The sequence below is a fragment of the Xanthomonas sp. NCPPB 1062 genome (assembly GCF_041481705.2).
GTDB lineage: Bacteria > Pseudomonadota > Gammaproteobacteria > Xanthomonadales > Xanthomonadaceae > Xanthomonas > Xanthomonas euvesicatoria.
Genome location: NZ_CM192987.1, coordinates 3,562,077 through 3,582,245, shown reverse-complemented (window position 1 = coordinate 3,582,245; position 20,169 = coordinate 3,562,077). Strand labels below are relative to the sequence as shown.

General features: G+C 67.2%; 16 protein-coding genes. 8 read left to right on the top strand and 8 right to left on the bottom strand.

Annotated elements, in window-relative coordinates:
* Window positions 1-21 precede the first annotated feature (21 nt).
* The 8 genes from cbiB (at window position 22) to ACCQ16_RS15460 (ending at window position 7,523) form a co-directional block, all read left to right on the top strand.
* On the top strand, window positions 22-936 hold the full coding sequence (gene cbiB / locus ACCQ16_RS15495; protein WP_008571052.1) for an adenosylcobinamide-phosphate synthase CbiB: 915 nt from the start codon (window positions 22-24) through the stop codon (window positions 934-936).
* Between the two features lie 93 nt (window positions 937-1,029).
* Entirely contained in the window at window positions 1,030-2,013 is a 984-nt protein-coding gene (cobD, locus tag ACCQ16_RS15490) for a threonine-phosphate decarboxylase CobD (RefSeq protein ID WP_277572547.1), read from the top strand.
* Window positions 2,010-3,485, top strand: coding sequence for a cobyric acid synthase (locus ACCQ16_RS15485; RefSeq protein WP_277572548.1), 1,476 nt, complete (start codon window positions 2,010-2,012; stop codon window positions 3,483-3,485). Before cobD ends, ACCQ16_RS15485 begins: the two co-directional genes overlap by 4 nt.
* Window positions 3,473-3,997 (top strand): bifunctional adenosylcobinamide kinase/adenosylcobinamide-phosphate guanylyltransferase, encoded by a 525-nt coding sequence (gene cobU, locus ACCQ16_RS15480; protein WP_277572549.1) that lies wholly within the window; start codon window positions 3,473-3,475, stop codon window positions 3,995-3,997. The genes ACCQ16_RS15485 and cobU overlap by 13 nt, the downstream gene beginning before the upstream one ends.
* A complete protein-coding gene (gene cobT / locus ACCQ16_RS15475; RefSeq protein ID WP_014090830.1) occupies window positions 3,990-5,036 on the top strand; it encodes a nicotinate-nucleotide--dimethylbenzimidazole phosphoribosyltransferase in 1,047 nt (348 codons plus the stop codon). Before cobU ends, cobT begins: the two co-directional genes overlap by 8 nt.
* Complete coding sequence (locus ACCQ16_RS15470) at window positions 5,033-5,647, top strand: histidine phosphatase family protein (protein WP_031423816.1); 615 nt, start codon at window positions 5,033-5,035, stop codon at window positions 5,645-5,647. Before cobT ends, ACCQ16_RS15470 begins: the two co-directional genes overlap by 4 nt.
* Window positions 5,644-6,378, top strand: coding sequence for an adenosylcobinamide-GDP ribazoletransferase (locus ACCQ16_RS15465; protein WP_218498482.1), 735 nt, complete (start codon window positions 5,644-5,646; stop codon window positions 6,376-6,378). The genes ACCQ16_RS15470 and ACCQ16_RS15465 overlap by 4 nt, the downstream gene beginning before the upstream one ends.
* Window positions 6,379-6,428: 50 nt before the next feature.
* Entirely contained in the window at window positions 6,429-7,523 is a 1,095-nt protein-coding gene (locus ACCQ16_RS15460) for an AraC family transcriptional regulator (RefSeq protein ID WP_372172981.1), read from the top strand.
* Here ACCQ16_RS15460 and ACCQ16_RS15455 read toward each other — a convergent pair.
* The 8 genes from ACCQ16_RS15455 to ybaL all read right to left on the bottom strand — a co-directional run bounded on the left by ACCQ16_RS15455 (window position 7,427) and on the right by ybaL (window position 19,853).
* Window positions 7,427-8,716, bottom strand: a complete 1,290-nt coding sequence (locus ACCQ16_RS15455) for a type III PLP-dependent enzyme (RefSeq protein ID WP_277572551.1) — start codon at window positions 8,714-8,716, stop codon at window positions 7,427-7,429. The genes ACCQ16_RS15460 and ACCQ16_RS15455 overlap by 97 nt on opposite strands.
* A complete protein-coding gene (locus ACCQ16_RS15450) occupies window positions 8,713-10,482 on the bottom strand; it encodes an IucA/IucC family protein (RefSeq protein WP_372380004.1) in 1,770 nt (589 codons plus the stop codon). The genes ACCQ16_RS15455 and ACCQ16_RS15450 overlap by 4 nt, the downstream gene beginning before the upstream one ends.
* Window positions 10,460-11,656 (bottom strand): MFS transporter, encoded by a 1,197-nt coding sequence (locus ACCQ16_RS15445; RefSeq protein ID WP_277572553.1) that lies wholly within the window; start codon window positions 11,654-11,656, stop codon window positions 10,460-10,462. Before ACCQ16_RS15445 ends, ACCQ16_RS15450 begins: the two co-directional genes overlap by 23 nt.
* A complete protein-coding gene (locus tag ACCQ16_RS15440; protein WP_277572554.1) occupies window positions 11,653-13,455 on the bottom strand; it encodes an IucA/IucC family protein in 1,803 nt (600 codons plus the stop codon). Before ACCQ16_RS15440 ends, ACCQ16_RS15445 begins: the two co-directional genes overlap by 4 nt.
* On the bottom strand, window positions 13,452-14,678 hold the full coding sequence (locus tag ACCQ16_RS15435; protein ID WP_071117923.1) for an ATP-grasp domain-containing protein: 1,227 nt from the start codon (window positions 14,676-14,678) through the stop codon (window positions 13,452-13,454). The genes ACCQ16_RS15440 and ACCQ16_RS15435 overlap by 4 nt, the downstream gene beginning before the upstream one ends.
* Before the next feature lie 236 nt (window positions 14,679-14,914).
* Window positions 14,915-17,056 carry a TonB-dependent receptor family protein gene (locus ACCQ16_RS15430; protein WP_277572555.1) on the bottom strand — a complete coding sequence of 714 codons (2,142 nt, stop codon included), beginning with the start codon at window positions 17,054-17,056 and terminating at the stop codon, window positions 14,915-14,917.
* The gene (locus ACCQ16_RS15425) at window positions 17,057-17,818 is read right to left on the bottom strand and encodes an HpcH/HpaI aldolase family protein (protein WP_277572556.1); all 762 of its coding nucleotides are present in this window, start codon (window positions 17,816-17,818) and stop codon (window positions 17,057-17,059) included.
* A gap of 337 nt (window positions 17,819-18,155) precedes the next feature.
* Entirely contained in the window at window positions 18,156-19,853 is a 1,698-nt protein-coding gene (ybaL, locus tag ACCQ16_RS15420; protein ID WP_008571076.1) for a YbaL family putative K(+) efflux transporter, read from the bottom strand.
* Window positions 19,854-20,169 lie beyond the last annotated feature (316 nt).

Sequence of the window (20,169 nt, the reverse complement as noted above, 5' to 3'; positions counted from 1 at the left end):
CATGCGCCGGGACTGCACGCCATGCTGCTGGTGACTGCCACCGTTGCCGTGCTGCTGGATTTGCTGCTCGGCGAGCCGCGGCGCGGACATCCGCTGGTGTTGTTCGGCACCTGGGCGCAACGTATCGAAGCGCGCCTGCACTCCAACCGACGCAGCGCGGGCGTCCTGGCGTGGTGCGTGAGCGTGTTGCCGTTGACCTGCGTCGCTGCAGTGGTGCAATGGGGGCTGTGGTGCGTGTCGCCCTGGGCGGCGGCCGCGTTTGCCGCGATCACGCTGTATCTGGCGCTGGGCCTGCGTAGCCTGGGCGAACACGCGCAAGCGGTGATCGATGCGCTGCAGGTCACTGATCTGCCTGCCGCCCGCGCTGCAGTGGGTCGTATCGTCAGCCGCGATACGGCTGCGCTGGACGCTACCCAAGTCGCTGCCGCAGCGACCGAGTCGGTCTTGGAAAACGGCAGCGACGCCGTGTTCGCCGCGCTGTTCTGGGGCGTCGCGCTGGGCGCACCGGGCGCGGTGTTATACCGGCTGTCCAATACGCTGGATGCCATGTGGGGCTATCGCACGCCGCGCTACGTCAACTTCGGCTGGGCCGCGGCGCGCATCGACGATGCGTTGAACTGGTTGCCGGCGCGGCTGACCGCAGCGACCTACGCCGTGCTGGGCCGCACCCGTGCGGGCATGCGCTGCGCGTGGCGGCAGGGACGCGGCTGGAAGAGCCCCAATGCCGGCCCCGTGATGGCGGCGGGCGCAGGCGCGCTGCATGTCCGATTGGGCGGGCCTGCGCCGTACCACGGCCATTGGCAGCCGCGCCCCGCGCTGGGCGAGGGCGCGGCAGCAAGCGCAAACAGCGTGCAACGCGCATTGCGGCTGGTGCGTGCCGGGGTCGCGTTCTGGCTGCTGCTGGGCGCGCTGGCAACCGCGCTGGCGATGCGATGATCGGCACGCGGATGGCCTGGCGTTGCACCAACACGCACCGGCGCACCGTTCACGCCGGCGCAGGTAGCGCCGTTCCATCGCCGGGAGTGCGCAATGCTTGAACATGGCGGGCGCCTGCGCCGCGCTGCGCAGGCTTACAACATTCCGCTCGCGCACTGGCTGGACCTGTCCACCGGCGTGAGCCCGTTCGCCTGGCCGGTGCCCGCCATTCCGGAACATGCGTGGCAGCGCTTGCCGGAAGACGACGATGGCCTGGCAGAGTGCGCGGTTGCCTATTACGGCGCGCCGCAGGTACTGCCGGTGGCCGGCTCGCAGGCGGCGATTCAGGCCTTGCCACTGCTGCGCGCGCCCGGCCGCGTCGGCGTACTTACGCCTGGTTACGCCGAGCATGCACAGGCATGGCGGCGTGCCGGGCATCAGGTCGTGCCGATGAGCGCGGCGCAATTGCTGCACGCAGGTGAGACGCTGGATGTGGCCGTGCTGATTCATCCCAATAATCCATGCGCCGAGTGCTTCGATCCCGACACGCTGCTGCAGTTGCATGCGCGGCTTGCAGCACGCGGCGGGTGGCTGGTGATCGACGAGGCCTTCATGGATGCGACCCCGCGACACAGCGTCTGCGCTTTCAGCCAGCGGCCCGGTCTGGTGGTGCTGCGCTCGGTGGGCAAGTTCTTCGGCATGGCAGGCGCACGTGCGGGCTTTGTCTGCGCAGATCGCGCATTGCTGGATGCCGTGCGCGAACGCTTGGGACCATGGACGCTGAGCGGGCCGGCGCGATGGGCCGTGCAGCAGGCATTGGCCGATATGCCGTGGCAGGTTCAGGCACGTGCGCGTCTGCACGCGGCCTCGCAGCGGCTTGCGCAGCTGTTGCATGCGCATGCGATCGTACCTACCGCAGGCACGGCGTTCTTTCAGTGGTGCCGGCGCGACGACGCGGCTGCCTTGCACGTCGCGCTGGCGCAACGCGGCATTTTGACGCGGCTGTTCGACACACCGAACAGTCTGCGCCTGGGTCTTCCACCCGACGCCGCGGGCGAGGCGCGCCTGGGCGTGGCACTGCGCCAGGTGCTGGCATGAGCGCGCGCGTCCTGATGGTGCAGGGCTGCACCTCCGATGCGGGCAAGAGCACGCTGGTGGCCGCGCTGTGCCGGTGGCTGCATCGGCAGGGCATTGCGGTGGCGCCATTCAAGCCGCAGAACATGGCGTTGAATTCGGCAGTGACGGTGGACGGTGGCGAAATCGGCCGCGCGCAGGCATTGCAGGCACAGGCATGCGGGCTGGAGCCGCAGACCGATTTCAACCCGGTGTTGCTCAAGCCCGACAGCGATACCGGTGCGCAGGTCATCGTGCACGGGCATCCGGTCGCCACCCTGGATGCGGTGGGCTATCACGCCTACAAGGCGACCGCATTCAACGCCGTGTTGGCCTCGCACACGCGCCTGGTCGAGCGCTTCGATGTGGTGCTGGTGGAAGGTGCCGGCAGCCCGGCCGAGATCAATTTGCGCGACAACGACATCGCCAACATGGGCTATGCCGAAGCGGTGGACTGCGCCGTGATCCTGGTGGCCGACATCGACCGCGGCGGCGTGTTCGCTCATCTGGTCGGCACGCTGGCGTTGCTCTCGGCCAGCGAGCGCGCACGCGTTGCCGGTGTTGTGATCAACCGGTTTCGCGGAGATCTGGCGCTGCTGCAGCCCGGCCTGGCGTGGCTGGAGCGCGAAACGGGCAAGCCGGTGCTCGGCGTCCTTCCGTATCTGCACGGCCTGCAGCTGGATGCCGAAGATGCGGTGCCACGCAACGCGCCGCAGAAACCACAGTCGCAATTGCGCGTGGTGGTGCCGGTGCTGCCGCGCATCAGCAATCACACCGATATCGACGCGTTGCTGGCGCATCCGCAGGTGGATGTGCATTTGATCGGTCCCGGGCAGACGCCGCCGCCGTGCGATCTGATCCTGCTGCCGGGCAGCAAATCCACCCGGCACGATCTGCAGTGGCTGCGCACGCACGGGTGGGACACCGCCATTGCCCGTCACCTGCGCTACGGCGGAAAACTGCTTGGCATCTGCGGTGGACTGCAGATGCTGGGCACCCATCTCCACGACCCGGATGGCATCGAGGGGGCAGCGGGCAGCAGCCCCGGTCTTGGGTGGCTGTCGCTGCAAACCACGCTGCAGCCGCACAAGCAACTGCTTCGCGTGCACGGGCGCCTGCTGCTGGGCGATGCCAGTGTCAGCGGCTATGAAATTCACTGCGGTCTCAGCAGCGGCGCCGCATTGGCACGGCCATTGCTGCAGCTGGACGATGGGCGTACCGATGGCGCCATCTCCGACGACGGCCAGGTGCTCGGCACCTATGTGCATGGGGTGTTCGACCACCCGCAGGCACTGGCTGCATTGCTGGCGTGGGCCGGTCTGGCGCAGGCCGCGCCACTGGATCTTGCCGCGCTGCGCGAAGCCAGCCTGGAGCGTCTGGCCGATGCGGTGCACACGCATCTGGATACCGCGGCACTGACACGCCTCATCAGCAGGGAACCGGCATGCGGCAACTGATTCTTGGCGGCGCCCGTTCGGGCAAGAGCGCACTGGCCGAGCGCATCGCGGCAGCGTCCGGGCGCGCAGTGACTTACCTGGCCACAGCGCAAGCCTTCGATGACGAAATGCATCGGCGCATTGCCCATCACCGCAGCCAACGCCCCGCGCATTGGCAGTGCGTGGAAGAGCCCATCGCGCTGGCGGCGACGTTGCAGGCGCATGCCGCGCCGGATCGCTGCGTGCTGGTGGATTGCCTGACCCTGTGGCTGAGCAATCTGCTCAGCCACCCGGATGCAGGCGTGTTCGCGCGCGAGCGCGATGCGCTGCTGGCAACGCTGCCGCAGTTGCCGGGGCAGATCCTGCTGGTCAGCAACGAAGTGGGGCAGGGCATCGTGCCGTTGGGCGAACTCACGCGTCGGTTTGTGGACGAGGCTGGCTGGCTGCATCAGGCATTGGCGCTACAGTGCGAGCGTGTGGTGTTGGTGGTGGCAGGATTGCCGATGGTGTTGAAGGAGAGCGCGTGTGAGTAGCGATTGGATCTTTGGTGCCTGCGCAGTGCCGGACGCGCGCATGCGCTCTGCCGCGCTTGCCCGGCAGGAACAGCTGACCAAGCCGCCCGGCGCATTGGGCCGGCTGGAACACCTGGCAGTGCAGCTGGCCGCCTGGCAACGCACCGACCGGCCCGGAGTGCAGCGGGTCTGGATCGCGGTGTATGCCGCCGACCATGGCGTAGCGGCCGAAGGAGTCTCGGCTTTTCCGCAGGCAGTGACCGGCGAGATGGTGCGCAATTTCGCACGCGGTGGCGCCGCCATTGCGGTACTGGCGCGCGAGCTGGGCGCGCGGCTGGAAGTGGTGAATCTGGGCGTGGTCAACGACCCCGGCGACCTGCCGCGGGTGCGGCGTGCCTGGATTGCGCCCAGCAGCGCCAATATCTGCGAGCAGCCGGCGATGACGGCCACCCAATTGCGCGATGCGCTCGCCGCCGGCGCCGACAGCATCGCGCAGGCCAAGAGTTGCGATACCCAGCTATTTGTCGGCGGCGAGATGGGCATCGGCAACACCACCGCCGCCGCGGCGCTGGGCTGCGCCTTGCTGTCGCAGTTTCCGCAGGCGATGGCCGGCGCAGGCACCGGCCTGGATGCCGAAGGCATTGCGCACAAGGCCACCGTGATCACGCGTGCGCTGGCCTTGCATGCCGATGCATCGAGCCCGCTGGAGCGTTTGCGCCGGCTGGGCGGATTCGAAATCGCTGCCTTGGTCGGCGCCTACATCGCCGCCGCGCAGGCCGGCATCCCGGTGCTGGTGGATGGCTTCATCACCACGGCGGCGGCACTGGTGGCCACTCGCCTGAATCCCGGCGTGCGCGAGTGGTTGTTGTTCGGGCATCGCTCGCAGGAGCGTGGGCATGCAGCGCTGCTGCGCGCAATGGATGCCGAGCCCTTGCTGCAACTGGACCTGCGTCTGGGCGAAGCCAGCGGCGCGGCGGTGGCGATTCCGCTGCTGCGCAGCGCCTGCGCCTTGCATAACGGCATGGCGACGTTTGCCGAAGCCGGGGTGTCGGACGCATGAGCGCGCAAATCACCTTGTTGCGGCATGGCGACACCGGGCAACGCAGCTATCGCGGCCAGCTCGACGACCCGCTCACCGAACTGGGCTGGCAGCAATTGCGTGCGGCCACTGCCGATGGCACGTGGGACGCAGTCGTGGCGTCCACGTTGCAGCGCTGCGCGTTGTTCGCCACCGAGCTTGCCCACGCGCGTGCCATTCCGCTGCAGCTGGACCGGCGCCTGCGCGAATATCACTTCGGCCGCTGGCAGGGCGTGCCCGTGGCCGACATCGATCGCGACGAAGGGCAAGCGCTGGGCCGCTTCTGGGCCGACCCGCTGCGCCATCCGCCACCGCAGGCCGAACCGTTTACCGACTTCTGCGCGCGCCTGTCGGCCGCGCTCGATGCCATCGTCGCCAGCTACCCGGCACAGCGCGTGCTGGTGGTCACCCACGGCGGCGCCATCCGCGCGTTGCAGTGCCTGGTCGCCGGGAGTGGGTTCTGCCGGATGACCGAACTGGCAGTGCCGCATGCGTCGCTGCATCCGCTGGCCTGGCCGCCGACCGACGCGGCTGGCGGCTTGAGATCGCCGGTCTCATCCGCGGCATTGCCACCGGCGCACGACACCGAATGATCGACGGGCTGCTGGCAGCGATCGGGTTCCTGACCCGCATCCCGGTGCCCGCCCGGGTGTTCACGCGCGCAGGCGCGCAGGCGCGCTCGCTGTGCTGGTACCCGCTGGTGGGCGTGTTGCTCGGTGGGGTGGTGTGCGGGTTGGCCTGGTGCCTGCGCGAGGTGGCGCCGTTGCTGGGCGCAGCGCTGCTGTTGAGCGCCTGGGTATGGCTGACCGGCGCGTTGCATCTGGATGGCCTGGCCGACACGACCGATGCGTGGGTCGGCGGCATGGGCGAGCGCGCGCGCACGCTGGCGATCATGAAGGACCCCGCCAGCGGCCCGATGGCAGTCACCGCAGTGGTGCTGGTGTTGCTGCTCAAATGCGCCGCACTGGCCAGCCTGCTGGCGCAGGCGCCGACCACGCTATGGCTGGCGCCGCTACTGGCGCGCAGCGCGCTGGTTGCCGCGTTCCTAAGTACGCCGTATGTGCGCGCCGGCGGGCTGGGCAGCGCGCTGTCGGGCGCCCCGCGTGCAGGCCTGTGGCTGGCGCTGAGCGCCGGCACCGCGGTGTGCATCGTTGCCGGGCTGGCCACCGCGGCGTTGTGCGTTGGTATCACCGCACTGGTGTTCGCACTCTGGCGCCGCGCCTGCCTGCAGCGCCTTGGCGGCATGACCGGCGATACCTGCGGTGCATTGGTGGAGATCAGCGAAACAGCGGTGCTGGTGGCCTTGGCGCTGCAAGCGAGCTGAAGGCTGGCTGCGGCGCGATTGCGCTGAAAACGGGCAAGCAGGCCCGCTGCGTGGAGTGGTTTGGATCGCTGCTTTGTTTCAACGCCGCAGCTGCCCGACGACTGGCGAACGGGTGCCAACCACTGTATGCCGCTAGACCCGACCAACGCGGCCAGGTGCCGCAAATGCGCAAGATCGGGACCGCGCCGGATGCCACTGTGCGCGATGCTCACCGCCTTCCAGAGGAGTCGCCCATGCCAGCAGCAACATCGGTCGTCTTCCATCGGCAGCGTGCAGTCGAGCGCGTCGTGGCCCATTTGCAGGCCAGCATCCGCGCGGGCGAACCGCTGCCGGACCTGGCGACGCTGGCCGCGCTGGCGCATCAATCGCCGCCGCATTTCCATCGTGTTTACCGGGCCTTGGCGGGCGAGACATTGGGCGCCACCACCGCGCGGTTGCGTCTGAGTTATGCGCTGCATCTGCTGGGCGAGCAGGGCCGCTCGGTCACCGAGGTGGCATTGGCAGTCGGCTATCACACCCCGCAGGCGCTGGCGCGCGCGTTTCGGACGGTGCTGCAGGCCAGCCCTTCAAGCCTGCGTAACGCACCGCAGCTGCGCGCGCAGAAGTTGCAGCAACTGGCCGGCCCGTCGCTGCCAGCGCAGGCGCACGACGCGCCATTGCAGGTGCTGGTGCAGGTGCTCGACCCCCTGGAAGTGGTGGTGCTGCGCAGGCGTGGCGCGTTCGATGACCTGGACCGTGGCTTCGGCCGCATCGCCGCGTGGGCCGAGCGCAGCGCAGTGATCGACCACTTGCAGGCGCTGATCGGACTGCCGCTGAACGACCACCGCGATGTACCGCCGCCGCAGCACCTGTTCGACTGCGCGATGGCATTCGACACCGCCGTGGCGCCGTCAGCGCCCCTGCACCTGCGCCAACTCAGCGGTGGCCTGCATGCGGTCGTGCGTCATGTGGGAAATTACGCGGGACTGGAAGACGCACTCGACCACGTGCTCGCATGCTGGCTGCCGGACAGCGGCTACGCACTGCGCGAGGCACCGCTGCATTACCTCTATCTCGATGATCCGGAAACCGTCGCCGAGGCCGAGTTGCGTGCAGACATTCGGTTGCCCGTGCAGCGGTCGGGCGAGGTCGCGTTACCGAGGTAATGCGTCGCCGGCAAGAACACCATCTGCGGTGCCGGGTGCATCAGAAAGTGCTGGTGCGAAATATTCCACGCATACGCGCCCGCCAGCGGGAAGGCCAGGCAATCGCCAGGCGCCAGCGCGGCGACATGCTGGTCGCGTGCCAGCACATCCTTGGGCGTGCATAACTGGCCGACCAGGGTGACCGGCGTGTCGCTGATCACGGGGGTGCGGGTGCCGCGCAATACGCGGAATGGATGATCGTGCGCCTGCGCGGCCGGCGTGCGGAAGTGATGGGTGCCGCCGCGTGCGATCGCAAACCAGGCGCCGTGGCTGCGTTTGAGATCGAGCACCTCCATCAGGTACCAGCCGCAGCTGGCGCTGAGGTAACGGCCCGGTTCCAGACGCAAGCGCAGGTCTGTACCGTGTTCGCCCAGCAGGGCGGGTAGCCCGGCACAGAAGCCGGCCCAATCGAACGACGCGTCCGGTGCCAGGTAGTCCACACCGAAGCCGCCACCGGCGTTTACCCGCAGTGGACCAAGCGCATAGGTCTGTCGCCATTGCTGCACGGTGCGCAGGTAGGCGGCCACCAGATGCAGCTGCGCAGCGGCGCTGCGTTGATGCGACATCAGATGGAAATGGAAGCCTTCCAGGCGCAGCGATGGATTGGCCTGCACTCGCCGGATTGCTGCATCCAGATCGCTTGGATCCAGGCCGAACGGCGAGGGTTGCCCGCCCATCATCAAGCGCGTGCTCTGCGCGCCGGGTACGGCGATATTCATGCGCAGGAACACGGGCACGCAGCGGCCGGCGTGCGCTGCAATTGCCGCCAAGCGTTCGAGTTCGCTCAGGCTTTCCACATGCACGGTGCAGTCGGGCAGGGCGGCTGCCTGGGCGAGTTCGGTATCGAGTTTGCCCGGGCCACCGAACAACAACGGTGCCTGCGGTTGCTGCGCATGCAGCCAGGCGAGTTCGCCGCCGGATGCGGCTTCGAAGCCATCCACGTGCGCTGCCAGCGTTTGCAGAATCGGCGGTTCTGCATTGGCTTTGGCTGCATAGAACAGCTCGCACTGCGCCGGCAGCTGCGCACGCATCCAGGCCGCATGCGTGTCCAATGCCGCCAGATCGTAGACATACGCGCAGATCGGGCCTTCGCAGCGGTCGCGCACCTGCGGCAAGGCAGCAAGCAGTGCGGCGGTGTCGATGTGCAGACTCACGCCGCCACCTGCCGCTGCGCCGTGATGCGGGGGATGGGGTTGGGCAGCGCGGTGTAGTCGGATTGGCGGTCGGCACGCTGCCAGAGACGGGTACCCAGATTGTTCTTGCCCGGCAGCGGCGCGCCGTCGACCAGACCCTGCAGCGCCGCTTGCGCGCCATGGCGTTGTTGCCAGCGCAGCGCGATCTCGCCCACGCATTGCCATAGCCGCGCTTCGAGTGCGGCATCACCTTCGCCCAGATGAAAGATGGCCTCGGCCAGATTGTTGACCAGCGCGCAATACGCCACCCGGTTCCAGCCCTGTTCTGGGGTGTAGTACAGCGATTGGCATGCGCGTTCGCCGACGCCGCGCAGGCGCGCCGCCGGCCAGTGATGGGCGAGCAGCTTGGTGCCTTCCAGGTCGCGGACCCACACCCGCGTCGGCCAGCCGTCGGCAAAGCCGATCACGGTGTTTTGCAGATGCGGCTCCAGCGCGATGCCGTGCTGGAACAGCGCGCTCCACACTCCGTCCAGCAGCAGGCCGGCATAGGCGCGGAACCACAGCAGCGTTGCGGTTCGGTGGCCCATCTGCGCGCTGCCGAGCGCCCGCAGGCGCGCGGCGCACACGCTATTGCCCTGCGCATCGCAGGTGAACAAGGCCGCAGCCACCTGCGGTTGCCAGCGTGCACGTTGCGCGGCGGGAATGTTTTGCCGGTACAGAATGCCGAAGCTCTCCGACAAGGTGCGCGCCGCCAACGGGTCGGCGGCATGCAATGCGGGATCGACCGACGCTACGTCCAGCGAAGTCGCCGCCGGCTCCAGCATCACATCGAAGCCCGGCACCTGTGTGGCCAGGGCACGCCAGCTCGGTGCCAACAGCTCGGTGAGCGCAACCGCGCTCTCCAGTTCGTACCATGCATTCTTGCGCACGCAGTTGGTGAGCCGCACATGCACCGAGCACTTGAGGAAATACGCAAGTTCCGGGTGGTACAGCGTGCGGACCGACGAGGTGGGCCGCAGTGCATCGCCTAATGGGCCGACCGGCGTAATCAGGCCGCGTGCCTGCAAGCTGCGCAGCAAGGGGGCGTCGAGCAGCCGCTGCGCTTCCCAGGGGTGGCAGGGATAGAGATCGTCGCTGCCGCTGAGCTGCTTTAATGTCGCGCGCACGTCGCGTCCCTGGATGCGCAGCAGGCGCGGGTCGATGCGGAACCAGAACAGCTGGAACGACGCGCGCGCTTCCGGTGCGCAGGCCAGCACCTGATCCAGATCCACGCCTTCGCGGCTCTTGGGCGTCGGGTGCAATGCATGCCCCCACAGCATCGATTGTTCGGCGTCGATCATTACCTCGCCGGTGGCGGCGGCGACCTGGGCCTTGCGCAATAACGCAGCGGTGACGGCCACGCTATTGGCGCTTTGCGCCAGCAGCTCCGGGTTGATGTCCTGCGCGCTGCCCAGGGCCTGCAACAGGCAGCGTGCCAGCGTTTGCGCATCCAGGCTATGCCACGGCTTGCCGGCGCTCTTGAGAAACGGCGCGGAGGCGAACCGGCAGCGGCCCAGGCGATCGGCATAGGCGATGCGCACGCACAGCGTCCCGACCTCGCCCAGATCGATGCGCAGCCAGCGTTGTTCGGCCACGCGCGGGCCGGGTCGATCCAGCCCGCGATAGTCGAACTGCACCGCATGCTGCGGAATCGCGAATTCGCGCAGATAGCAGTTCAACCAGCAGCTGCAGGCCTGCGCGTCGGCCATGCTGTCGTACCAGGGGTCATGCATCGTGTGCGGCGACATCGGCAGTTCTCCTCGAAGGAAAGCGCACCAGAACGGTGAGCGCAGCAGCGGCCGCAGCCAGCGCCGCAGCCAGGAAAGGGGTGGCGGGGCCGGACGCCTGTGCCAGTGCACCGGCAGCGGCACCGGCGAACACGCCGGCCCATTTGCCGCAGGCATCGAAGCGGCCGAACAGGCGCCCGGCGCCATGCCCGCTGGCAATGTGCGCCAGGCTGCGGTTGAGCCCACGCAGCCCGAACAACATGCCGAAGCCAAACAACAGCCGCGCTGCCGCCAATGTGACGGCATCGTGCAACAGCGCCTGCCACACGCAGGCCACCGCAAACAACGCCAGGCCCGGCACCAGCCACGCCTCGCTATCACCGCGTCGCCACCAGGGCAGCACCACCAGATAGACCAGATGCGGCAGGCTGTAGAGCAAACCGGCAAGCGCATCGTGGCCGGCGCCGCGCGCAAGCGCATACGGGATGAAATACGGGAATGTCACCACCATCGCGAAGCAGAACAAGAACTGTGCGAGCAGCAGGGCTGGCCACAACGGCGCGGCATGGGTGCGCGGCGATGCAGGCGATGGAGCTGCGTGCCTGGAAGACGTAGCAGCCTTGCCGGCAGTGTGTTCTCGCGCAGCAGGCCGATCGGCCGGCAGTCGCCACGTCAACGCAAACGCCATCAATGGCAGCAACGCCAGTGCGCGATACAGCGATTGCGCAGGACCCAGCGCCAGTGCCACGCCCAGCAGTGCCGGTGCGCTCACCATGGCAAGGCGGGCCGAATACTGTGTCCAGTCCAATGCACGCGCCAACGGGCCGGCCTGCGGCTGGCTGGCCAGATACGCATTGGCCGCCGCCAGCGAGCCGCCACAGGTGCCTTGTACGAGCAGGCCGATCACCAGCCAGGTCAGCGACGGCGCGAAGCCGGCAATCGCAAAGCCCAGCGCCAGGCCCAGTTGTGCGCGCAGCAGCGAACGTTTGCGTCCATGGCGGTCCGCCCAACGCCCCCAGCTGCTTGCCGTCAGTGCGGTGCAGAGCGTGGGCAAGACATACAGCACGCCGCTCCAGCCCACCGCGGCCGAGGGTGCAAGTTCGGCCAACACCTGCGGCAGAAACAGCGGCATGCCCAACGCCGTGAATGCCGCCAGATAATGCGCAGCCAGCACCGGACCCAGGATGCGCCTCATCGCGGCACGCCTGCTTGCTTGCGCGGCGGTTGTTGCGTATCGGCGAACGCATCGCCGAATGGATTGGGCGCGCTGTCGCCGTAGAACTTGTTGATGTCGGTGGCGCCGGTGAGGTGCTTGCTGAGCAGGCTGCCGGCGCTGAGCAGGTATTTCACCGGCAGCCGTGGCGCGGCCAACAGCCGGCGCGCAGGGCCGGTATCGATGCCATCGGCGTCCAGTTGCGCCAGCGTCGCAACGAACTGGTCCTGCAGCTGCGCGTATAACGGTGCGCGCAATGCGGGTTGCCATTCGGCCAGGCCTTCCAGCACCGCCTGCAGATCCAGCTGCAGCACGATCGTGCAGAACATCTGCGCCAACGCCTGCGGATCGTCCACCGCAATACGCGCATCCTGCAGCGGGCCCATTGCATCCAGCTCCGGCAGCGCCGCGCGCAACTGCGGCAGCGCAATCCGCGCAGCGTCGTTGTCCTTCATCAACAGGCGCGTGGCTTGGCCATCGGCATACACCAGCACGCTGTTCTGCTGGTTGGCTTCCAGTGCAATGCCATAACGCAGCCACAGGCGCAGATGTACGGCAAGCAGCAGTTCGGTGTAGTCGCGCCACCAATGCAGCAGGTCGCCATGCGCAAAACGCTCGGCAAGATGGATCGCCATCGGACGGCCATCGGGCATGGGCGCGCACAGCGCAGCCACCGGGACCAGCGTGGCATCGTCAAGCGCTGGGTAGCGCCGCACCAGATAGGCCAGATGCCGCGTCTGCCCGACATGCCCGCCGTGCGACTCGTCGACGAACACGCAGCGGCCTTGCAGTGCAGGATCCAGCGCATCGATGCGCCGCAACGCGCGCTCCATCCAATGCCCGTCATACAGCGTGGACGGCTTGATCAAACGCAGGTTGAGGGCGCCCAGCGTGCGCATCGGAATGGGCAGTTTGAGATGCAGGTGTGGATGCCGCAGCGGCACCAGCGTGCGCACCGACAGCGTCGGGCGCACGTCCAGCCAGGCGTTGGGCGCTCGCAGCACGTTCTCGGGCAGTGCGAAGCCCTCCTGCTCCAGGCGCTCCCACACCAGCGGATGCACCGGCCAGGGCAGATGCGTGGCGGCCAACTCGGGCGGCAGGCCCAGGCTGGCGAAATCCGGCCACAGCTCGGCCGGCGGGGCGCTGGTGCATTGCGTCAACGCCTGCGGAACCGCCAGCCAACGCAGCGCGAAGGTCGGCGCGAATTCCGGCGCGTAGTGGCGCAGCTCGGCCGCATCCAGCCCGGCCTTGGCGCGCGCGGTGGGATAGAACGGATGGTCGCGGTAGCTGGCCAGTTGGTCGCAGCGGTAGGCGCGCTCGGCGGCATCGCGGTGATGCAGCGCAGTGCGCAACGCCGGTGCCTGCGCGTGGTAGGCCTGCCGCGCCAGCCCGCGGTGCGCGGCGGCGCAGTCGGCTTCGTCGGCGTAGGCGCGATGCAGCTGTTGCGTTTCGCTGTCGAGTTCTGCGCTCAGGCGGTGCAGCCAGGCGTGCGCGCCACGTTCGACATGCACGCCCTCGTCGCTGCGCACAATCCAGCTGTCGCCGCAGGCACCGATGTCCTGCAGCACGCCTTGACGATGGATCGGCACCCACATCGTGCCGCCGGGCAGATGAGCGATGCGCCACCATCCATGCACCGGGCTGGGGTCGGTCCACTGCGCCAGCACCTGCGCATCCGGCACCGCCGCACTGCCGCGGGTCGCAATCCCACGCAGGTCTTCGCGCAGGCAGGCATCGATGATGCGGGTGGCGATGTAGCGTTGGTCGTCCATGCTGCTCATGCGCGCAGTTCCGCGCCGTCGATGCGCCACTGCAGGCCCGCTTCGGCCTGCACCACTGCGTGTTGCAGTGTCTGCGCATCGCGTGCCAACGCACTCAGCACGCCCAGGTAATCCTTGTTGGAATGGCTCAGGCGGATGCGCTCGCCCGGTGCGCGCATCCGCCGGTACTGCACGTCGCTGTGCGCATCGCGCTGGCGGCGGTCTTCGCTGGCGGCGACCAATTCGCCGTCGTGTTCGGCCACGTAGTAGCGCAGCAAAGCATGCGCATGGGCACTGCGGAGCTGTGGCAACGGCAGGCCCAGATGCGGTGCCAGCGCCGCGTTGAACCATTGCTTGGAAAACATCTCGTCGAGCAGGAATTCGCGCCGATCGCCGATGCTGCGGTAATTGATTTCCACCAGCACCGGGCCATCGGCGGTGAGGATGAATTCGCTATGGCACAGCCCGAAGCCGACACCGAACGCGCGCAGCTGTTGCAGCGCCTGCGCGATCACCGGCGTGTCCGCGTTGGCATCCCACTGCGCTTCGCATTCGACGAAATGCGGCGGCGGCGACAATCGCACCTTGAAGCCGCCGATGGCTTGCAGGTGCTTGCCATCGCCCAGCGTTTCCAGCGTAAACAGCGCACCTTCCAGCATGCTTTCCAACAGCACGGTGCGCTGCGGATGGCGCTGCCATCCATCGTCCAGGTACGCCTGCAATTGCGCTGCATCGGTGCAGCAGCGCACATCCAGGCTCGCCACGCCCTCGCGGGGCTTGGCCACCACAGGCCATGGAATCTGGGCCGGCAACGCCGCGCCCGGCGCCAGCGTGCAAAACCACGGGCAGGGCAGTCCACGCGCACGCAAGCGTTGGCGCATCGCAGCCTTGTTCTTGGCGGCGTAGCACACCTGCCAGTCCTTGCCCGGCAGGCCAAGCGCTGCGGCCACCAGCGCGGTGCTGGTCTGCAGATGGTCGCTATTGCTGAACACCGCGCGCGGGGTGATGTCTGCATCGTGCAGTACGTCGAGGACGCCGAGCGGATTGAACACATCGCATTCGATCACCCGTTGTGGCGCATGGATTGGATGCTCGCGGAAATAGGCCAGGTGATCGAGCCGGTGGTCGGTCAGCAACCACACCGGCAGGCCCAGCGCGCGCGCGGCGGGCAGGAAACCTTCGGTGATGGCCGGATGGCAGACATGGGTGAGGATCACCAACGGTGCAGCGGATGTCGCAGTCATGGCAGCTCTCGTTCGACAGGACGGTGGGGAAAACCGGTACTGAACGGGCTGCCTGGCGCCATGGCGGCGTTGGGTGGCCTGCGATACGTCGATCGCATGCCGCGTGCTGCGGCAATGATGCGTGCCTCATGCACGCCGTGTTGTCTTGGCGGCTGTCAGTACGACCGCCGTCGCTTCGCGCGCAACCTACGCCTGTGTGCGTCGGTCGTGTGCAGCGCTTGCCAGGTGATGCAGGTTCAAAACGTGTACTCCAGTCCGGCAGTGACGGTGCGCGCAGGCGCGGCCTGACGCCCCCAGGGGCTGGTGTCCACGCCACGGAACCAGTATTGCCGGTCGAACAGGTTGTTGATCGCCAACGATGCGCTGAACTTCTGTCCATCGCGTTCGAACAAGGTATGGCTCACTTGCGTGTTCCATACCATGTAGGCCGGCAACTGACCCACCGAAGCGATGGCATTCTCCTGCACGGTGTTGGCAGCGTCGCTGAAGGCCTTGCTGAAGTAATAGCCGGAAAGCGCGACAGTGGTGTGACCGAGCGCGTAAGTGCCGCCCAGCGTGATCTGGTTGCGCGAGGTGTAAGGCACGCGCAAGCCGCGGAATGCACCCGATTCCTGGCTGGCATCCAGATAGGCATAACTGGCGTTGAGGGTGAGCGCACGCAGTTGCTCCGGGCTCCATTGCAGTTCCAGCTCGCCACCTTGATGGCGGGTCTTGCCGAGATTGCGGAACACGCGCGTGGTGTTGTCGAGCTGAATCTGCTGATCGAAATCGATGAGGTAGCCGCCCAGCTGGACACGTGTCCGCTCGTTGAGCTGATAGCGCGCGCCCGCCTCGTAATTCCATGCCAGTTCGGCATCCAGGTTGTTGCCGAAGATGATCTGGGTGACCTGCGGCGCACGCATCGAACGCTGCCCGTCGGCGTAGAAAAACCATTGCTCGTTTGCCTGGAAGCCCAACGTCAGCCCCGGCAGGACATCGCGCGTCTGGTTGAGCGTGCTGACGCCGGTGGCGCGATTGAAATAGCGCGAATCCAGGCGTTCGTAGCGCAGGCCCGGCGTAATCGTCACGCGCTCGCCTGGCAGGGTGATGGCGTTGCTGAGGTATGCGGCCAACGCGCGGTCTTCGAACCGCCAATCGCGCACGGTGCTGAACAGCCCGTCGCGCAGACGCAGATTGCCCACCAGAAAATCGATGTCCTCGCGCACTGCACGCACCCCGGCAGTCCACTGCTGACGCACGCCACCGGCATCGCCCATGCTCCAGCTCAGCCGTGGCTCGCTGCCGACCACGCGGAAATCGCGCGGTGCGGTCTGGCGCAGTTGCGGCGGCAGGTCCGAACGCCACGTTTCGGTGGAGGCCTGGCGCATGCCGACAATGAAATTGCGACTGCTGCGTGCACTGAAGTTGCTCCAATCCAGGCGCACGTCCTGCATCGGACCCCAATCGCCCAGCAGCTGTTCGTAGCTCAGCGACGCACGTGTGGTGCGGCCGTTGAAGCTGTCCAGCGGGCGGGTGGACTGGCGCGGGTCGCGCCGGTAATCGTCCGGACTGAGGGCGCCGGCCAGATCCATGTCGACCAGATAACGCTGCACGCTGGCCTTGAGCAGCTTGGTGTCGTCCAGCCACCATTCGGCACGGACGCGCAGATTGCTGATGTCGGTGTCGCTATGCGCGCGCCAGTACTCGCCATAGGTGCGATTGGCATCGACCTGCATCCCGAAGTTATCGGTGAGATATCCGCCGCTGCTGAGCGCGCTGTCCTGCAGGAACCGGCCCTGGCCGCCGGCAGTGACCTTGTGCGCCAGCGTGGTGCTCCACGCGCTCGGGATCTCCTTGCTGACCAGGTTGATCACCCCGCCCACGTTGTTCGGCCCGTACTGCACCGCCGCGCCGCCGCGCACGATGTCGATGCGGTCGATCTGGTTCAGTCCTACCGGAAACAGCGACAGGCTGGTCTGCCCATACGGGGCCAACGCCAGTGGAATGCCGTCTTCGAGCACCTGCACACGACCGCTGCGGCTTTCGTACAGACCGCGCAGCATCAGCTGCGGCAGTGCGCCGGTGCCGGTTTCGTCGAAGATCTTGATGCCGGGCACGCGCTGCAATGCATCGTCCAGCGAACGGTTGCCGCCATTGCGCAACTGCTCGCGGTCGATCACCTGGCGGCTGCCGGCATAACGCTGCACATCGTCGGGTTTGGAGCGACCGAGCAGGCTGCCTTGCACCTGGATCGCATCCAGTGCACGAATCGGCGTGCCGCCACCGCTGGCATCAAGCGCATCGGTCGTCGGCGTATCGCTTGCGCGCGCCAGCTGCGGCAGCGTCAGCGTGCTCGCCGCGATAGCGATGGCCAGGGCGTGGAAACGGAACGTCGACATCTACGGCGTGCTCCTGCAGGCGGGAGGTGATTGGGGGACGGCAAGGCTGGCCAAATGGCCGCGCAGGGCGCGTTGGATCAGCGCGCGGTCTTCGCCGGCCAGCAGCCAGCGCAGCTCCGGCTGCTGCAGCCAGTGCGCACGCTGCGCGTCAGTGCGCGGGTTGGGGCAGAACGGGACGTTTGCAGCAAGACACTGCGCATGCAGTTGCAGCAGCAATTCCCACACCTGCGGATGAGTGGGCTGCGGGCCCAGACCCAGATCCAGCGCAAGATCCAGCGCACCTTCCATCACCAGGGCCACGCCTGGGATGGCAAGAATCTCCGGCAGGGCAGCCACGCCGGCGGCGCTTTCGATCATCGGCACGATACGGGTGTTCGCATTGGCATGCGCGATGTAGGTGGGCAGATCGACATTGCCGAAGCCGGTGACACGGCCGCCGGTGATGCCGCGCCGGCCCAGCGGCGGGAAGCGCGCCGCGGCGATGGCGTCGCCGATCTGCGCCGCAGACTCGGTACGCGGAACCACGATTCCGCGCGCGCCGGCATCCAGCACGCGGCCAATCAGTTTTTCGTCCACCTCCGGCACGCGCACCCAGGCCTCGCAGCCCGACAACTCGCAGGCGCGGATGGCATGTTCCAGCGTGTCGGGCGCGTGCAGCACATGCTCCAGATCGAGCACAGCGAAGCCATAGCCGAGGCGGCCCAGCAACTCGCAAAGCTGCACGCTTGGCAATGCATTGAGGATGCCGACTGCAACCGCCATGGAAGAGGCCGCCGAGGAAACGGGCGCTCATCCTGCACTTGATGGGAATGATTATCAAGTGTGTCTGGCGATGCTCTTTTTTGAGTTTTGGTCGTGGCGGTGGACAAGGGTCAGATCGATGTTTTCAATCTGAACTAACCGCCCGCAACAGAAGCGCCCGCAGGGCTTGCACACCTGCAGGCTTCGATGCCTGGCTTATCTGGGCGGAGGTCGCTGCTGGCGGCGACGCTCGTGCCCGTGCAGGCGCGCCAACGCCAGAAAAGTAACTGGTGCACAGAGGTGGCGTCTCCCGGCAGGGGCTTTTTGGACGGCACTCCGCATGCGTGCGCTAGTGCAACTACGACGCCGGCACGTTCAACGCGCGGTACGGCGGGGTGGACATCACCATTTCGGCCAGCGAATAGGCCAGTTCGCGCTCGGCCAGTACCGCGCCGTCGGCGCCGTGTTCGAGCAGGTGCTTGACCTCGGCGTCGCTGTGGGCGCGCGCCAGCAGTGTCAGCGAGGGGTTGATGGCGCGCAGCTTGGCCAGTGCTTCGCCGGCTTCCAGCGGCTGCGGAATGGCCAGGATTGCGATCTTGGCATGCTCCGGGCGTGCCTCGGCCAGCACGCGGTCGGCCGCTGCGCTGCCCCGGATGCCGGGAATACCAGCCGCATGGGCCTTGGCGACGTGGTCGCCGTTGTCGTCGATCACCAGCACCGGCACGCCGCGGCTGCGCAGCAATTGCGCCAGCGAACTGCCGACGCGGCCGTAGCCGATCACGATGGCATGCCCATCGGCCGGCAATGGCGGGCCAGGCGGTAGTTCCGGTTCCACGGCGGCGGGCGCGTCCTGCGCCTGCTTGGCCTGCCAGCGGTCCAGCCACGAGAACAGGAACGGGTTGGCCACGATCGACAGTAGCGCGCCGGCCAGGATCAGGTCGCGCCCGGTTTCCGGCAGGATCGCCAGTTGCACGCCCAGGCCGGCCAGGATGAAGGAAAACTCGCCAATCTGCGCCAGACTGGTGGAAATGGTGAGCGCCGTGCCGGTGGGGTGGCCGAACGCGCGCACGATCAAAAATGCCGCCAGCGACTTGCCCACGGTGATGGTCAGAAAGGTCGCCAGAACCTGCCACGGGTGCGCGATCAGGATCATCGGGTCGAACAACATGCCCACCGAGACAAAGAACAACACCGCAAACGCATCGCGCAACGGCAGCGAATCGTTGGCGGCCTTATGGCTGAGTTCCGATTCCTTGAGCAGCATGCCGGCGAAGAACGCGCCGAGCGCGAACGACACACCAAACAACGTGGCCGACACGAATGCCACGCCCAGCGCGATACCGAGCACGGCCAGGGTGAACAGTTCGCGCGAGCCGGTTGCCGCCACTTTTTCCAACGACCAGGGGATCACGCGCCGGCCGATCACCAGCATCGCTGCGACGAACGCCACCATCTTGAGCAAGGTCACGCCCAGCGCGGCCAGCAGCGAGGGCGATTGCGCATCGTGCGTCGTGGCTGGTGCGCCGCTACCGAGCACATCCGCCAGCGCCGGGAGCAACACCAATGCCAGCACCATCACCAGGTCTTCGACAATCAGCCAGCCCACCGCGATGCGGCCGCGCTGGGTGTCCAGCAAACGGCGTTCTTCTAGCGCACGCAACAGCACCACCGTACTGGCCACCGACAGCGCCAGGCCGAACACCAAGCCGTGAATCAGCGACCAGCCCATGCTCCACGCCAGCGCCCAGCCGAGCAGGGTAGCCACCACGATCTGCGCCAATGCGCCAGGCACCGCGATCCACTTCACTTCCATCAAATCGTCGAGCGAAAAATGCAGCCCCACGCCGAACATCAGCAACATCACACCCAGTTCGGACAACTGGTTGGCGATGGTCTGGTCGGCCACGAATCCCGGCGTAAACGGCCCTACGCACACGCCGGCCAGCAGGTAGCCGACCAACGGCGAGAGCTTCACCTTCTGCGCGAGCGTGCCAAGGATGAAGGCGACCGCGAGGCCGACGGCGATGATGTCGATGAGGCTGGTGTCGTGATGCATTCCAATCCGTTGTGAGAGTGTCCGGGAGATCGTCGAGCCAGCCAACGGCACTGCGCCGGGCATCGCCTGCGGGCATTGCGTGGTCATGGCTGGAGTCCGGCAGGGGGAACTGGACCGCAAGACAGGTCCGGTTGGCCGGACGCCCATAGTACACAGCGCATGATTAACGCGATGCGACACGCAGCGCATGCGTGCAGACAGATGCATGCGTCAGGTGGCGCGTAAACCGCTGTCGCCTGCGCCTGCGAGCTGAGACGCACGGCGCAAGTCCGGCATGCCGAGTCAACATTGACGACACCGCTTCGCGCTTGCGCAA

What these genes read in the sequence shown, in the direction of transcription:
- cbiB (WP_008571052.1), top strand. Translation starts at nt 22, where the DNA reads ATGCTGCTGGTGACTGCCACCGTTGCCGTGCTGCTGGATTTGCTGCTC.
- cobD (WP_277572547.1), top strand. Translation starts at nt 1,030, where the DNA reads ATGCTTGAACATGGCGGGCGCCTGCGCCGCGCTGCGCAGGCTTACAAC.
- ACCQ16_RS15485 (WP_277572548.1), top strand. Translation starts at nt 2,010, where the DNA reads ATGAGCGCGCGCGTCCTGATGGTGCAGGGCTGCACCTCCGATGCGGGC.
- cobU (WP_277572549.1), top strand. Translation starts at nt 3,473, where the DNA reads ATGCGGCAACTGATTCTTGGCGGCGCCCGTTCGGGCAAGAGCGCACTG.
- ACCQ16_RS15470 (WP_031423816.1), top strand. Translation starts at nt 5,033, where the DNA reads ATGAGCGCGCAAATCACCTTGTTGCGGCATGGCGACACCGGGCAACGC.
- ACCQ16_RS15465 (WP_218498482.1), top strand. Translation starts at nt 5,644, where the DNA reads ATGATCGACGGGCTGCTGGCAGCGATCGGGTTCCTGACCCGCATCCCG.
- ACCQ16_RS15450 (WP_372380004.1), bottom strand. Translation starts at nt 10,482, where the DNA reads ATGTCGCCGCACACGATGCATGACCCCTGGTACGACAGCATGGCCGAC.
- ACCQ16_RS15445 (WP_277572553.1), bottom strand. Translation starts at nt 11,656, where the DNA reads ATGAGGCGCATCCTGGGTCCGGTGCTGGCTGCGCATTATCTGGCGGCA.
- ACCQ16_RS15440 (WP_277572554.1), bottom strand. Translation starts at nt 13,455, where the DNA reads ATGAGCAGCATGGACGACCAACGCTACATCGCCACCCGCATCATCGAT.
- ACCQ16_RS15435 (WP_071117923.1), bottom strand. Translation starts at nt 14,678, where the DNA reads ATGACTGCGACATCCGCTGCACCGTTGGTGATCCTCACCCATGTCTGC.
- ACCQ16_RS15430 (WP_277572555.1), bottom strand. Translation starts at nt 17,056, where the DNA reads ATGTCGACGTTCCGTTTCCACGCCCTGGCCATCGCTATCGCGGCGAGC.
- ACCQ16_RS15425 (WP_277572556.1), bottom strand. Translation starts at nt 17,818, where the DNA reads ATGGCGGTTGCAGTCGGCATCCTCAATGCATTGCCAAGCGTGCAGCTT.
- ybaL (WP_008571076.1), bottom strand. Translation starts at nt 19,853, where the DNA reads ATGCATCACGACACCAGCCTCATCGACATCATCGCCGTCGGCCTCGCG.